The following is a 13,875-nucleotide window of genomic DNA, read 5'->3' as shown; positions in this document are numbered from 1 at the left end:
TGTTCCCCTCGCACTAGTGGTGTTGGTTATCGGTCAAGTACTGGCCCGGAATCCGGTCCGGTCCGGGTGGTTTTCTTCGCCGGTGTTAGCGTGCTTGGAACGGCGGAGCCGGGACGGATCGGGGCCATGCCGCGCAAGCCCAGCTCCACCGGGTTCCGTCCCCCGCCACGTGGAGATACTGCCTCCATTGCACCTACGGTGACCGGTCGCGGCATGGTGCCCGCGAAGGGCTTCAGCTGCGTTGCGACAACGGTCCGGATCCGCTCGGCTTCCCGAGCCCGGCCAGATTGCTTGTGCATCTCGTAGATGGCCGCTGCCATGTTCGCCAGCTGCACCATCAGGGCAGCTTGGGCGGCTGGTTTGTTCTTCGAGGACGCGGCCAGGAACAGCATGGCCGTGCCGGCGATGGACGGCAAAGCCACGGACTTGCTGTGCTCCCGGGGTGCGCGCAGCTGCGCGGTGCGGGACAGTTCAGCCGCCGTGGCCGCCAACGGCCCGGGAGTCGGTTCAAGACGGTGGGACCACGCAGCGAACGCCCCGGACACGTCCCGCGCGGCTTTCGCCCAGGTCGCGTGATCATCCAGCGGGACCGAGCGCAGTTGCTCCGCCAATGCCGTGGCGTTGCGGGTGTAGTCCACCCACACCTGCGGCGACGGTGTCGCCTTTTCTGGCCCGGTCCTGGAGACCGTTCGCTTGTTGCGCGCCGCGGCGTTCCACTCAGCCGCGGCCTCGGTCGCTGCCTGCGGTGAGTCCACCCATTCCTGACGCAGGGCACCCAGTCGCAGGTCGGTCGCGAGGGTGCCGCCCCCGAACCAGATGGGCCGCTCCCCCGGCTTCGGCCGTTCGGCCACGGAGTACCCGACAATGACCTCCGTGGTGTTCTTCGCATACCGCGGCCGCAGCAACATGCCCGTGTTCCGGGCGCGGCGGACGAACTCCCCTTCGGTCGCTGAAGCGCTGGCACTGGCACGGACCTTCCGCGCCAACGAAGCCCGGTGCATTTCCCGCTCATCCCGCACGGCGGTGGCCTTCTCCGCACGGTCATAACCACGGGTCGCGTACACGGCCGAGAGCTGTTCCAGGCCGTACTTGACCTCCAGCTCGCGGCAGGCCTGCTGGGCTCGTTTGTAGTCCCCGTGGGTGGAGGCTTTGGTGCCGTCTTCCCGGACGAGGGACACGGCGATGTGGATGTGGTGGTTGCCGTTCTCGCTCGTACCGTGGTTGATCGCCGCCCACCGGCACTGCGCTTTGCCGCTGGCCGCGGTGAAGCCCATCGCGTCGACGAAGTCGTTGGCGATGTCGCCCCATTGCTGGTCCGTCAGGGCGCCTTCTTCGGCGCGCAAACTCAGCGAGCAATGCCACACGCTCGCGTCCTTGTACCCGACGTGGACGCGTTCCTTCTTCGCCGCGTCCCAGGCGAAGTCCTTGACCCTGATCTCTACGCCGAACAGTTTCCGTGGCTGATCCAGATGCTTCGCGATCGCGATCGCGTCTTCGTGGTCCAGGACACCGTCGTCGTACCAGGCCATGATCGCCGCGTCACCGGCTACCAGGTGCGGGTCGGTGTGCGCGTTCTTCGTCTTGTCGGTATCCGTGGAGGCCAGATAAACCATGAGGCCGGCCATCCGTGAACCGCGGGTGATGTTCGGGATCACTGGCTCACATCAATCCCTCAATAGCCTGGTCAATGCGCATCGCCACGGAGCGGATGTGTTTCAGGGCTTCACGGGCCTCAACGGGGAACTCCCCCGTTGCGTTGGCTTGACGTGCGAGCTGGTTGATGTTGTTCGACGAACGCGCCAACAGGTTGTGCAACTGCATCAGTTCAGCGCCGATGGCGCGCCGCTCTGTCGGTGAATCCGTGCGCTCGGCCAGGGCGGCCGACACCAGCAGGTTCGGCACCGTCACTTTCTCCCGCTCGGCCCTGGCAACGAGCGCCGCTTCCTCTTCCACCGTGACCCACACGTCACGGCGCTTCTTCGATCCCGCAGGCGCATTCGCCCGGCGCCGCCGGGACAGGTTCGGACGGCCAGTAGTTTCTTCTTCCGGCATTCCAACCCCCTCTCCCAAAAGGCCCAGCGTAGCGACCCCGAACCGGGGACCCACAAGCCAGTGTCGCCCACAAACCCGTCAGGGTCAGTGAGCGACACGCCATTTACACCCGTGTAAATGTATAGCTTGCTTCGCTCTGGGGTTGTTTTGCGGCACACCCCCCGATATGCCGTGGGAGGCTGCTTTTGGTGGTTAGGGTGGGTTGGGTCTGAACCAGTCACAAGCCTTTGGGGGGACCATGCTGAACGAAGACATCAGCGGCGCTCCGCGCCTTGCCGAAGCCCGATACCGGGAAGCGAACGAAAGCCATCCCGAACACGTCCACGTCAGATTCGACATCGAACGCGGACCCGGCATGCACCTGCTCGACAAAGCCACCCAACTGCTCCACAGCTCCGACTACCTGGTCGGCGGTGTCATCGACGGCCTCGCTACCGAACATCTCCGCAACGCCACCGGGACCACGGCCAGCATCGGAGAAGACGGCTACGCCGTCTTCATCACCGCGAACGTTCCACCGGAAAGGGCGGATCCTGCAGCGTTCTCCGGGCACACCGCCGCCAGGGCGGCGGTGTCGTTGACGCCGGGACAGGCCGCGGTCCTGCCGGCCATCGAAGAAGCCCTCACCGAAGTGCTTCCTTCCTCGCGCCGGCATCACTCCGGTGCCCTGGCCGAACGGTTCGCCAAAGAACTTCCCACCCGCGACCAGGTCACAGAGGCCTACCACCGGCCAACCCTGGACGAAGTCATCGACAAATACGCAGAACAATACGACCCCGACGGGCGCTTCCTCATGCCCAAGAGCCTCAGAACCGTCGCCCTCTCCTACCCCCACAACGCCACAGCAGCACCTGCTGCAGCGGCTCCCGCCGCCGCAGCAAACGGCGCCGCGCAGAGACCAGCGATCAGCGCCGGTTACGGACGCTGAACCAACCCATCCAAGGAAAGGCAAACGCAGCATGCCCATCGATATCGAACGCACCAAAGACCAGGCCCGCGCCCTCCTCAACTCACGCATCAAAACAGTCGAAGAACTCGTCAAAGCACGACAGCGCGTCACCGACCTCAAAGAACAACTCGCCAGCGCAGAACGCGACGACAAACGCGCCTACGTCAAAGCCACCCGCGACGGCTGGAGCCCCGAAGAACTCAAAAAACTCGGCCTCGAACCAGCCGCCGCCGGACGGCGCCGCAAAACACAGAACAAAACCACCAACACCCCCGCCGCGGACACCGACCTGGCAGGAAGCGGCACCGCCCAGCAGCTCTGAAGCCCCTCGCCCACCCGGGCACGGCAAAAGCTAAAAACCTCCGGGCTTTTCCCGCACCCACGTGGACGACGGGACCCACCTGCCGGCTGCACACAACCACCACCACACCACCCCCTCAAAGGCAAACCCTTGAGGGAGCGGTGGCCGTGCACAGCCTCCCCCCGAAGGTGGTCACCACAACGGCCAAGCTACCCATGGGCCAACACCCGCTGCCGGCTCCCCCGGGCATCGTTAACCGGGTTCTTTTCCGCCAGGACAACGACGACAAGAGCGCAGCTGCAAACGCCTTCGGACGGATCCCGGCACGGAAGGACCGTGTCCCGAAACACCATGGGCGGACCAATGTGTGCATGGGGTTCGGGCCGGAACGGTCCAAGGCAGAACAGCCCTCACCGGAAATCGTTGGGCCGATGTTGTCGAAAAGGGATGTTTAGACTCTGCTCATGACGACGATCGGAAGCGTTTTTCTCCCCGTCAGCGACACCCGGGCATCAGCGGAATGGTTCGCCGAAACCTTCGACATGCGCCCCATCAGTGTTGAAGAACATGCCGCAGTCCTCCAGACCGGGGCCTCGGGCCACCGGCTCACCCTGCTCGGACCAGCCAGCGGGATCAGCTCACCACCCGGCCTCCCCTGGGCACCGTTCAACCTCCTCGCAGAAGACCTGCACGCCACACACGACCGCTTGGCCCGAACCGGCGGTAACCCCAGCGACATCAACGGCGACAACCAAACATGCTTCTGGTTCACCGCCACCGACCCGGACCAAAACACCCTGCTGATCGTCGACCGCTGAACACCCTCGACGCGGCAACAACCTAGCCAACCCAACAACCCACAAGAGCATCAAGCATCACGCCCCTACACCGGGGACCAATCCCACGACTTCCCACAGCAAGAAGGCTCCACCCCACAGGGTGGAGCCTTCTGACGTATCGTCCTGCCAGATCCAGGTGCCGGATGCCTCAACTTCACCCCGCCCGCCCGACAGCCCGGGCAAGCATCGCGCACCGTGTATACGGTGCCGGGCACGTGGGGAGTTAAGGCAGAAAAAGGGCCGGCAACTCCCTGCCCTTTCTGTTCTTCGGTGAAGACAAAAATGCCATCTCACTCAAGGTGGCGATGCGTGCGCACCCTCCGGTGCGGCACCGGGGTTTACGAGTGGTCTTCGTGGGCTGCTGTTTCAGCGCGGGTCCGTCGTCCTGGCCGGAGACCGCCGGCCTTGATGCCCTCCCATTTCTTCCCGCCGTTGTACTTCCGCTGGACGCGCCGCAACTCCCGCTTCACGGCGGCTTCGACGAAGTCGTTCACCGAACCATAACCCTCCAGCACGCCCACGTTCTTCACGACGGCGCGGATCTGTTCCGCGTCATCCTGGGTGAACTTGGCCGTGATGGAGTTATCGTCCCGTTTAGCCCGCTGCACGGTCCTCCCGACGTCCTCGTTGTTGGTCACGCTCAACAATGACGCCCTGGAACTTCAAGGACACCGCCACGTCTTCCACGACCAGCTCCTCGACGGTTTTGGGCTGCCCGTCTTTGCCTTGGAATGTGCGGGACTTGATTGTTCCGACCGCGATGACCCGGGCCCCTTTCGTCAGCGACGCATGAGCGTGCTGGGCTGTCGCGTTCCAAGCACTCGCGCGCAGGAACACGGTCTCCCCGTCCTGCCATTGCCGGGTGTCCTGGTCCCAGGTTCGGGGTGTGGAGGCGATGGTGAAGTTCGCGACCACGGCACCGGTGCCCAGTTCCTTCAGCCGCGGGTCGGCGACGAGGTTGCCGATCACCGTGACCGGCTCCCCCACGGGTGCATCAGCAGGGGTTGCCGAGGCATACCTGGGCTGCCCTGCCGGATCCGCGTCGCCGTCGGTCTGGCTGTCAGTGGACCCGGCGTTGATGGCGTCCGTGGAGGGGTGGTATGTGGCGGTGGTGTCCGTGAAGGGGTATCCGAAAGTGGTGTCCATGGGCCAGTCCGGAAGACCTGGCATCACCAAGGACCCGCCTCCCGGCGCGATGTCGTATTCCGTGTCGCTGGCGGTGTCGGTGTAGGGGTTGCTGACGGGGACGTTGATCCGTCCTGTGGGGTTGGCGGTGCGGCCGAACTCTTCAAGGTCGTCTTGCCGGCGTCCGCTGAGCCGGAACCGTTCGTTGGCCTTCCAGGCCTCGAGGGCGCTCATGCCGCTTTACGGCGCAGCGCCGCCTGAGTCAGCTTGTCCATTCGGATCCCGGACCAATGATTTTCACCATCAGCACTAACTACGACCGGCGCCTCGGAGTAGCCAAGCTCTTCGCTGATATACGTCAGCGCTTCAGGGACTTTGGTGATGTCGACGGCCTGGTAGGTGATGCCTTTGCGGTCGAAGTACTCCATCGTCTTGACGCAGTTCGGGCAGCCGGGCTTGGTGTACACCGTGTAATCAGGGGTTGAAGAAGTCATTGTCAGTCCTACGTTTCGTATCAGTTCTGGTTTCGTTCGTCTGGTCGACTTGATACCTCAATTCTACCGTTATTCAGGTAGAAAACAAAGCGTTTCAGCCCGTGTTTTAGAGGTTTTGATACATGTAGATGTCCCGCGGAAAGAACCGATGGCGGGCCCGGCCAGGGTGGACATTGTCATTTTCAGAAGCTGACGGCACAAAATGTCAGAAGTCCCCTTCAATAGGTCATTCTGTGGGTACTGCGAGCAGAGATTGGCGTTCTTTGCACAGGAGTAGAGAGCACCCAGAGGTCACAAGTCCTCTGCAGAACCGATCCTGGCGTATTCAGCCCTGCCGGGAAAATCTTTGGGTTTTGGCCCGTTTGAATAGCCTTGTCACGCCTCGGCGACCTTTCATTCACCCGTAACTAAGGGGTTTCCTGAGTCGTCCCGGCTGAGAAAACCGATGTCGCGCGGTTGGTTGGCCGGGCCAGTTAGCTTCGTCCCATGGGGAAGGGGCCCAAGCGGGGCTGCCGCTCTGAAGCGACGTTCCGCCCCAAAGTGTGGTCAGAAGGTCTTGCTGCTGGCATTACACCGAGCGGCGTGGACGGTAATGCCTCCGCTGACACCCAAGCTCAGAAGCAGGGCCAGGAAACCGACACTGGCTGCCGCGAAGTAGCTCACTGGCATGGGCGCGGTATCGACTACCGGTTCCATGTACGCCCAGATAGTGGCACCAGCGGTAACTCCCAAAACGGCGATCAGGCCGGTTAACACCCACACGGCAATGGCCAGAATGATCATCTTCATAGCTCCCCCAAGCCGAGTACATTCCCCTGTTGTTGATAGATCCTAACCGTGGGTCATGGCAGGTAGCCGCCGATCATTTTCTTCGGCCGTGCCGCCGTAGGCGCGGCGGACGCTGGTATTGCAACGGTTGAATGATGATCGTTGCGTCATCGCGGAGGAACATTCCGGGTGGCCGATGCCCCGGCTGGACTCATCCGCCACTTACGAAACGGGGGAATTGTGAGTACATCAACTGCGAACGCATCACTGGGCATCCCCCCAACCAACAAATTGGCCATCGCGGCAACAGCGTTGGCCGGGTTTGCCTTTGCCGGCATCTGGTTCTTCGGCTTCGGGGGTTCTTGCAACCTTCGCTGCGGGCGCCGGCCAAAGTGACACCACATCCGGACCCTGACCGTTTGACGGAATTGATCACTTTACCCGCTACTTATTCTAAATTCCGCAAAGGCAAGATCCATGGGTTGAGCGATTCCTGCGCCTCACGGCTCCCCGCCGTCTCGGGTCTGTAGCCCCCGAAAGAAGGCGGAGTCTGGGCCCCTGCCGCTGACGGTGTCGCTCTCAAGCAGTTGAATCGCCGTCGCCGTTGCCTCGAGTGTCCGGATCTGGCTGTCGATCGTGTACCCCTCGTGGGGTTGCCATTTCAAAGGTCCTACCCGCCCGCCATGGCCGGCCTGATCCCAGATCCCCATGATCATGCGATTTGCTGTCCGGCACTCGGTCAGGGGTGCATTGAGCTCGTCGATGATAGTGCGCATCAATCGGAACCAGGTCCCGGCCTTGACCTGCTGGCTGAGCAGCTGGACTCTGCCAGTCGCCATGGCCTGCCAGGTTCGTGTGTCCATCGCCAACACCGTGGCCGGGACAGGCCTCGGCGATGGCGTCCTGTATTCCCAGCCAGCGAAGTAGTTGGGCGACTTCGTCCGGGTTTCCAGAAGACATCCATGGGATGGGCAGCTAAGCGTCAGCGGCAACAGCCACAACAATTGGTAAGGGTAGGGCGGTGCCGTGGTCTCGATGCAGTGCGGGCATGCCCGCACTGCCGGGCGAGTCGGACACCATGGCATCCACGGGTAGATCTCTCGCGGCCACCGTATTTCCGCTGGCAGGAGCACGGCGAATTGTCGCGTGTACTTCGCGAACAGCCCGGGGTCTGGTTCAGTCTGGTCCAGGAGCCATGGTGACCAGCCGCTGAGGCTCATTCTCCGGATCCGGCGTGTATCAACGCCGGTTCTACTCGAGAGCTCCTGGGCGAAACGTCCGGGTGGGCAGGTGTCCAGGTCCGCGGCCCATCCGGGCCAAAAGCCCAGATCAGCGACGAGATCTTCGAGGTGGACGTCGTAGCGGTCGGCGATTCGTCGAAGCCAGGACGACAGCGCTTCGCCGGGGATCGGTGCCGGGTGAACGGGCCAGCGCCGCACCACGGTCACTGCAGTTGTTTTTCGAAAAGCCTGCGCCGCTCCGTTGGCCCGATGTAGTCCGCCAGGGTCAGGGTCCGGTGGTTGATCCGTTCCTCGCCTGTTTCCACGGCAGCGACCGCGGCCGCCGTGAGGAGGTGGGCGAGTTCACCGATGGTGCCTTCACTGCGGGCCAGCAGATACCTGGCCATGTCCTCGGTTTCGATGACCGACGGTAAGCGCAAGGGGAATGCCGCGGCGAAACTGGCCAACAGCGACCGGGCCTCCATCCCCACTTCCCAGAGCGGCAGAATGAACGGTTCGAACCTGTTCTCAAGCTGGTCATCGGACCGGACAGCCAGATAGGCCTCCCGGGTGCCGACGCCGACGAGCGGGATGCGCAGCTCGTTGCCCAGATACCGGAGCAGGTTCAGGAACTCGCGTCGTTTCTCACCGCGGCCGGCCAGAACATTGTGGAACTCATCGATCACGAGCATCCGGGCGTCGACTTCGAGCAGGAGCGAAAGAGCCAGGCGTTCGGCTTCGGGAAGACGCAGGTTTGACCGGAAGGGCGCGCCCATCGCATTAAGAAGGGCAGTGTAGAACCGAAGCTCCGAGGGTTCGGAGGGCATTTGCATGCACACGATTGGGATGTTTTCGCCGTCCGTTCCCGTGACGGGCGGATGCAATCGATGGAATCGCTCAACGATCATGGTCTTGCCATTGTTCGTTGGCCCAACCAGCAGGAGGTTGGGCATCCGCTGCTTCTTCGGCCAGCTGAGCAGTACTTCCAAACGGGCAATCGCGTCCAAGGCCTTGGGATAGCCGATCCACCGATCCGCGCGGATGCGCCGCAGTCTCTCCTGGGAGGGCAACTTTGCCACCTCCCGCGCTACGGGATGCAGATGCAGTAAATCCCCGGTCCCGTTAATTTCCACGGTCACCACTCCTCGATCTGTTCGAAGGGTTGAACGGAAACCTCTTCCGGGTCGTTTCCTCTCGCGCTGTCCGGTGGCGGCGGCACTTTCGACGGGGTGGGGTCGTGTCGGCCCGGGTCCTTGGCGTGTCTACGCCGTTCGTTTTCCCTGCGGATACGCTTGGTCGTTTTCACAGCAGTCTCGGTGACCCGGCGCATTTGCTCGATCATGCGGAACAGTGCCGCCTCGTCCACTTGGGCGGCACCGAGATCGTGTAACCGGGCCAGGGCCTGCCGGTGCTCCCACATGCTGATGGGAGGATTGGCGATCGATCGGTACGGGACCTCGACGTAGTGGCGCCCGTCCGGTTCCAACACCCAGATCCGGCTGATATCGCGGGGATCGCGTCGAACGATGAACGGCTCCAGCTTGCCGCGGTGGCTGATCCACGGTTTCAAAGCGTTCGCGAAGTAGTGGACATGATCGACGACGAAACCCGTTCGGGTCAGCGTGCGGCGGATGACCGGGAGGAAGTCCACCAGGAACGACGTCTGGTTAGCGGCAACGGCTGGCACGCCGGTGGCCGCTACCCCGACGGCCCATTTGGCCGCCGGGGTTTGTCCCAAGGTGCTGTGCACGGTGCCGTGATAGCTGGCAACAGCCAGCACCAGCCACTTCTCAAGCTCCGGCAGCGTCAGGGCAGCCAGCCTCTCCGAGTCATACCGGCCCCGCTCCCCGGGGTTGGAAAACGTCGTTCCTGGAAGCTCGTGGATCCTGCGCATGGCCGTGCCGATGACGCGTTCGACGATGCCGCCGTAGTGGGGTTGTCCAAGTGGACGGTAAGACAATCCAATGCCGTGCTGCTCGCAGCCACGACGCAACGCCTCGCTCTTGAACTCGGACGCGTTATCCAGAAACAACGATTTCGGTTTGCCGCTCATCGACCAATCCACCTCCAAGCCGAGCCGCTCAAGCCAAGGACGCTTGTCACCAACGGCGTGGGCCAGGCACAAACCCACAGACACGGCCGATGGAGGTTCCAGCGTCACTACCATGCCCACAAGAGCTCTGCTGAAAACGTCGATGGCCACAGTCAGATAGGGGCGGCCTATCGACTGGCGTTCCCTTTCGTCGACGATGACCACATCGATGATCGTGTGGTCGATCTGTACCTGATCCAGAACCGAAGGGATCAGCGGCACCTTACCGCCGGCGGCCTGCAGGGTCCTCACTGCATCCGGCCCTTCCCTGCGGCGTCCCACTTCAACCGGGTTGAGCATGGAAATACGCCGATCCACCGTGTTCCGTGTCGGGGGCTTCAGGCCTTTCTGCGTGCAAGCCTGGGCAATGTCCCGGTGGAGCGCGGCGACAGAGAGTTTTTGGCGCGTCATGAACCGCCGGCGGATCAGGTCGCGGGTGATTTGCTCGACGGGTTCGGGCAGCCGGTTTCGGCCTTTGCCTCCGGTGGAACGATGGACCGCCAGGTCAGTTACGAGACCCGCTCCTTGGCGGTACCGTGCAAGCAACACGTAGACCCTGCGTGGGGAGATACCAAGCTCCGCGGCCGCTTGGTCAACGGCAGCACCGCTGGGGCTCTGGCGCTGCGCCAACGCCCCGATCACTGCGGCACGAGTCTTGGCCTGTTCCCACGCGGCATCCGACATCGTCAGCTGCCCATCGGCAGCAACACGACGCGGATCTGCATCCATGCCTGCCTCCTCTTGGGGAACAGGAGTACCGAACAAAAGCACCATAATGCACGGGACTATCGCGCAACCAGTGTTCACAAGTGCTGTGCACAACTCCCGGAATCAGCGGGAACTTTGTGCCGTCAGCTTCTGAAAATGACAACATATCCGAGCAAGCGCACTGCGGAAAGCTCAGTCCGGAGGCAAACTCATGAGTGAGTCACGCCCCAGCACCAGACTGCCGACCGCTCACAGAGCAACCGCGTAAAGACTTAGTGCCCATGGGGCAGTCGGCCAGCTTTTTGGTGGTTAAACACGGCAGGACCGGCGCGGGCCGGTCCTGCTTGTTCCTCGGACAAAGGAAATCTGTGATCCAGCCTAGCGGATTGTACCTGTAGCCCGGTGGTTGGGGAGGCGCGGCCTGTGGTGGGTGGGTGCCTGGCGGCGTGGGGTGGCGGTCCGCCGCTGGTGAGTGGCTGCTGTGGTTCCCCCTGAGCGGCGGACCGCCCGACGTGTGGGAGGTCCCCGGCCCTGCGGCTGTCGGTTCGTCTTCGCTTTCGGTCCTTTCCTCGGTTTCTGTGCTGGGGTTGGTGAGGATGATCTTTTCAACGTCGCTGGGTTCGTACCCCCAGGCGGTGAGCTGGGTGAGGTAGTAGCGGGTGTCGCTGTTGCGGGTCCGCCAGCTCGTGCGGTCGATGTTTGCCTCGTAGGCAGTGATCATCGTGGCGAGGATGACGGTTTCGGGTTTGGTGTTGGGCTTGTCGACGTAGGCCGTGAACTCCCCGTACCCGGCGCCGGCGCCCAGCAGTTCCGCCGTGAGGTCGGTCTTGTTCAAGGCTCTGGTCAGGATGTAGCTGGAATGGGCAATCGTGTGGGCGATGAACTTCTGGGCGTTCTTTGGCAGGGCCTTACGGGCCAGCAAGGTTTTGACGAACCCCCTGCGTACCACCTCGGCCGAATCCATGGCTTTGTTGTTTTCAATGACTTCCCGGCGTGCGGCCTTTTCCTCCTCGGTCATCCCTCCTGCCGGGGCTTTGCCATCCTTCCGCAGTCCCCGGGCTTTCCAGTCCGCAACGGCGAAGCGCGTCACCACACCGCTGTATCCGATGCCGATATAGACTGCGTCGGCGTCGGCCTCGCTGAGGCGTTCGCCCTCGGCGGTGGTCAGGGCGGAGATCATCGCGGCGGATCCTTTGTAGTCGTAGTAGCCGGGGTCCTCTTCGAGCACGGTCAGGCCTCTGGCGGCTGCTTCGGCGCAGGCTTCGGCGATCAGGGCGTTGTTTCTGCGCTCGTCCCGGAGCCGTTGGGCCCGGTGGGCGAAGTTGCCGGGGTTCTCGATGGCGAGGCGTTCGAGCAGGGCCACGGCGTCGGCATCGTCTGCGAATTCCTCGATCACCGCGGACTGCTCCAAGGTCAGGCCTTGGTCGAGTGCCTGGGCGGCGGTGGCGTTGGCTTTGACCTTCAGCGCGGTTTCCACCAGTGCTTTCTTGGCTCCCATTTTCCGGGCGATGACGCTGGCGCTCACTCCCAGCAGCGCCATTTGGTGGAACGCTTCGGCGCGGTCGCCGTCAGTGAGTGCGCTGCGGTGGTCGTTCTCGACGACCTGGGTTGCGAGTCGTTCCGCTTCTTCGGGCGTGTCTCCTACCAGCACGGGAATGCTCGCGACTCCTGCCTCGATGGCTCCGAGCGTGCGGCGCTGTCCCATCAGCACGTGCACGGTCCCGGCCTCGGTCCGGTGCGCGACGACGGGGACCAGCACGCCGTGCTCTTTGATGCTGGCTACGAAGTCCGTGGTGAGGGCGGCATCCTTGCGGACGTTGATGTCCACGGTCAGGGTGTTGGGGTCGAGCATTTCGAGCGTGGGTGCTGCATTCATGGTGTTGTTCCTTCTTGTCCGAGAAGTTGGAGGGCGGGGCGCTCGTTGGTGACGGCCAGCTCCCCATCTCCCCCAGTTGTTTTTGTTGCTGGCACGTAGTGCTCTACGGGGCCGACGGAGGCGTCTCCTCCCGCCAGGGCAAGGTGCTGGAAATCTTCGAAAGGAAATAAGCGACACAGACATCTCACGTGTTTAAGAAGTCAAGCTGCGAGATTGGGGCGGGTGGAGTGAAGGCCGTGGTTTCGTCGAAACGGGTACCGGTGGTGAGGCAGTGGTGGAGTTGGCCGAGGAGGCGATTGAAGAGGTTGCGCTGGGCTGCTGCGTGCCAATCCCCGGCTGCGCGGCGGCGCTGGTAGTGGGCTCTGGCGCCTGGGGATCCGGTGAGGGCGGACAACGCCCACATGTATCCGACGGTGCTGAGGCGGTCGTTCTTGACGAATCTGCGGCCGACGAATTTCTTCTTGCCCGACGCTCTGGTGATGGGTGCGGAGCCTGCGTAGGCCTTCAGGGCGCGGGCGTCGGCGAACCGCTGCCTGTCGTCTCCGATCTCGGCCAGGAGCCGTGCCCCCAGCTGGTTGCCGATCCCGGGGAAGCTGAGCAGGATCTGGGCATCGGGGTGGGTGAGGAACGCTTCCTCGACCGCGGTGCTGAGCTGATCGACGCTCTGGCAGGCAGCGTCGAGGATGAGCAGTAGGCCGGCCGCCTGCTGCCCCATGGCGTCTTCGACGGCCTGGGGCTGGCGGGCATGGTCACCCCGAAGGATGGTCTTGATCCGCTGGGCCTGGGCAGCGATGCCGCGGGAGCGTCCCGCGCGGCGCAGGGCAGTTTCGATCCGCGCAGTGCTGAGCCGTGCGGCCGTGCCCGGGGTGGGTGCGATACGCAACAGTTCCCTGATTTCGGGGCGGGTGAGGCCGTTCTGCCAAACCGCGCCGGCCTGTAGGAGCGCCGGGTAGAACTGGCGCAGCACGGAGCGGAGCTGGTTGGCCGTCTGCTGGCGTGCCCACACAGCGTCCTGCTGGGCGCGGGCCAGGACAGTGATCGCCCTGACCTGTTCGGTGTCGGCCGGGAGAGGGCGGTGTGCGTGGGCGTCGGTGCGAAGGATGTTCGCCAGTACCAGGGCATCCCCCGGGTCGGACTTCTTCTTCGAGACACCGTGCCTGTCGCGGTAGCGTGCGGCCGAGAGTGGATTGACCGCGTAAATGCTCCGGGTGCCGGCGCGCAGGGCCGCGACGAGTAGGCCCTGGCTGGTTTCGATCGCCACCGGGACAGGGTGCTGGGGTGTGTCCCCGTGTTCGGCGAGCAGTTCCAGTAGGTCCCGGTAGCCTGCAGCGTCGTCGGTGATCCTGCGTTTGGCCAGCAGCTCGCCGGCGCTGTCCATGATGGCAATGTCATGGTGGCCCTCGGCCCAGTCGATCCCGCAGTAGATGTCCAATCTGTACTCCTCGCAGTCA

Annotated in this window: 15 protein-coding genes and 1 pseudogene; 4 read left to right on the top strand and 12 right to left on the bottom strand. The window is 63.4% G+C overall.

What is annotated here, in order from left to right; translation table 11 throughout:
* Positions 1-26: 26 nt before the first annotated feature.
* Together RI444_RS22240 and RI444_RS22235 are read right to left on the bottom strand one after the other, a co-directional pair.
* A complete protein-coding gene (locus RI444_RS22240) occupies positions 27-1,655 on the bottom strand; it encodes a relaxase/mobilization nuclease domain-containing protein (protein WP_243542943.1) in 1,629 nt (542 codons plus the stop codon).
* 4 nt (positions 1,656-1,659) lie between these two features.
* The gene (locus tag RI444_RS22235; protein ID WP_243542942.1) at positions 1,660-2,052 is read right to left on the bottom strand and encodes a MobC family plasmid mobilization relaxosome protein; all 393 of its coding nucleotides are present in this window, start codon (positions 2,050-2,052) and stop codon (positions 1,660-1,662) included.
* Positions 2,053-2,290: 238 nt separating this feature from the next.
* On the opposite strand from RI444_RS22235, the gene RI444_RS22230 reads away from it, so the two are divergent.
* The 4 genes from RI444_RS22230 (at position 2,291) to RI444_RS22215 (ending at position 4,120) form a co-directional block, all read left to right on the top strand.
* Positions 2,291-2,980 carry a hypothetical protein gene (locus RI444_RS22230; protein ID WP_243542941.1) on the top strand — a complete coding sequence of 230 codons (690 nt, stop codon included), beginning with the start codon at positions 2,291-2,293 and terminating at the stop codon, positions 2,978-2,980.
* A gap of 31 nt (positions 2,981-3,011) precedes the next feature.
* Positions 3,012-3,323, top strand: coding sequence for a hypothetical protein (locus tag RI444_RS22225; RefSeq protein WP_243542940.1), 312 nt, complete (start codon positions 3,012-3,014; stop codon positions 3,321-3,323).
* Positions 3,324-3,469: 146 nt separating this feature from the next.
* Positions 3,470-3,757 carry a hypothetical protein gene (locus RI444_RS22220; RefSeq protein ID WP_243542939.1) on the top strand — a complete coding sequence of 96 codons (288 nt, stop codon included), beginning with the start codon at positions 3,470-3,472 and terminating at the stop codon, positions 3,755-3,757.
* A 9-nt stretch (positions 3,758-3,766) separates the two neighbouring features.
* Positions 3,767-4,120: a VOC family protein gene (locus RI444_RS22215; RefSeq protein WP_264963030.1), complete on the top strand. Its 354-nt coding sequence runs from the start codon at positions 3,767-3,769 to the stop codon at positions 4,118-4,120.
* Positions 4,121-4,479: 359 nt separating this feature from the next.
* On the opposite strand, the gene RI444_RS22210 is transcribed toward RI444_RS22215, so the two are convergent.
* The 10 genes and pseudogenes from RI444_RS22210 to RI444_RS22170 all read right to left on the bottom strand — a co-directional run bounded on the left by RI444_RS22210 (position 4,480) and on the right by RI444_RS22170 (position 13,856).
* A complete protein-coding gene (locus RI444_RS22210; RefSeq protein WP_052474217.1) occupies positions 4,480-4,749 on the bottom strand; it encodes a ParB family protein in 270 nt (89 codons plus the stop codon).
* Positions 4,736-5,500 carry a single-stranded DNA-binding protein gene (gene ssb, locus RI444_RS22205; protein WP_243542937.1) on the bottom strand — a complete coding sequence of 255 codons (765 nt, stop codon included), beginning with the start codon at positions 5,498-5,500 and terminating at the stop codon, positions 4,736-4,738. The genes RI444_RS22210 and ssb overlap by 14 nt, the downstream gene beginning before the upstream one ends.
* Positions 5,497-5,760 carry a glutaredoxin family protein gene (locus RI444_RS22200; RefSeq protein ID WP_243542936.1) on the bottom strand — a complete coding sequence of 88 codons (264 nt, stop codon included), beginning with the start codon at positions 5,758-5,760 and terminating at the stop codon, positions 5,497-5,499. Before RI444_RS22200 ends, ssb begins: the two co-directional genes overlap by 4 nt.
* A 546-nt stretch (positions 5,761-6,306) precedes the next feature.
* Positions 6,307-6,549 (bottom strand): hypothetical protein, encoded by a 243-nt coding sequence (locus tag RI444_RS22195; protein WP_021474734.1) that lies wholly within the window; start codon positions 6,547-6,549, stop codon positions 6,307-6,309.
* A 479-nt stretch (positions 6,550-7,028) separates the two neighbouring features.
* On the bottom strand, positions 7,029-7,391 hold the full coding sequence (locus RI444_RS22190) for a hypothetical protein (protein ID WP_225740155.1): 363 nt from the start codon (positions 7,389-7,391) through the stop codon (positions 7,029-7,031).
* Between the two features lie 99 nt (positions 7,392-7,490).
* Positions 7,491-7,967: pseudogene (locus tag RI444_RS23145) on the bottom strand (TniQ family protein); the annotation flags it as partial.
* A 5-nt stretch (positions 7,968-7,972) separates the two neighbouring features.
* Positions 7,973-8,881, bottom strand: a complete 909-nt coding sequence (locus RI444_RS22185; protein ID WP_166186494.1) for a TniB family NTP-binding protein — start codon at positions 8,879-8,881, stop codon at positions 7,973-7,975.
* Positions 8,882-8,883: 2 nt separating this feature from the next.
* On the bottom strand, positions 8,884-10,569 hold the full coding sequence (locus tag RI444_RS22180; protein ID WP_243542935.1) for a Mu transposase C-terminal domain-containing protein: 1,686 nt from the start codon (positions 10,567-10,569) through the stop codon (positions 8,884-8,886).
* Between the two features lie 199 nt (positions 10,570-10,768).
* On the bottom strand, positions 10,769-12,424 hold the full coding sequence (locus RI444_RS22175; RefSeq protein ID WP_264963033.1) for a ParB/RepB/Spo0J family partition protein: 1,656 nt from the start codon (positions 12,422-12,424) through the stop codon (positions 10,769-10,771).
* Positions 12,425-12,608: 184 nt separating this feature from the next.
* Positions 12,609-13,856: an IS110 family transposase gene (locus tag RI444_RS22170; RefSeq protein WP_021474832.1), complete on the bottom strand. Its 1,248-nt coding sequence runs from the start codon at positions 13,854-13,856 to the stop codon at positions 12,609-12,611.
* Positions 13,857-13,875 lie beyond the last annotated feature (19 nt).

This window comes from Paenarthrobacter sp. AT5, assembly GCF_032764245.1.
Taxonomy (GTDB): Bacteria; Actinomycetota; Actinomycetes; order Actinomycetales; family Micrococcaceae; genus Arthrobacter; species Arthrobacter ureafaciens.
The sequence above is the reverse complement of the archived record's forward strand: the minus strand, read 5'-3'. Positions and strand labels throughout refer to the sequence as shown.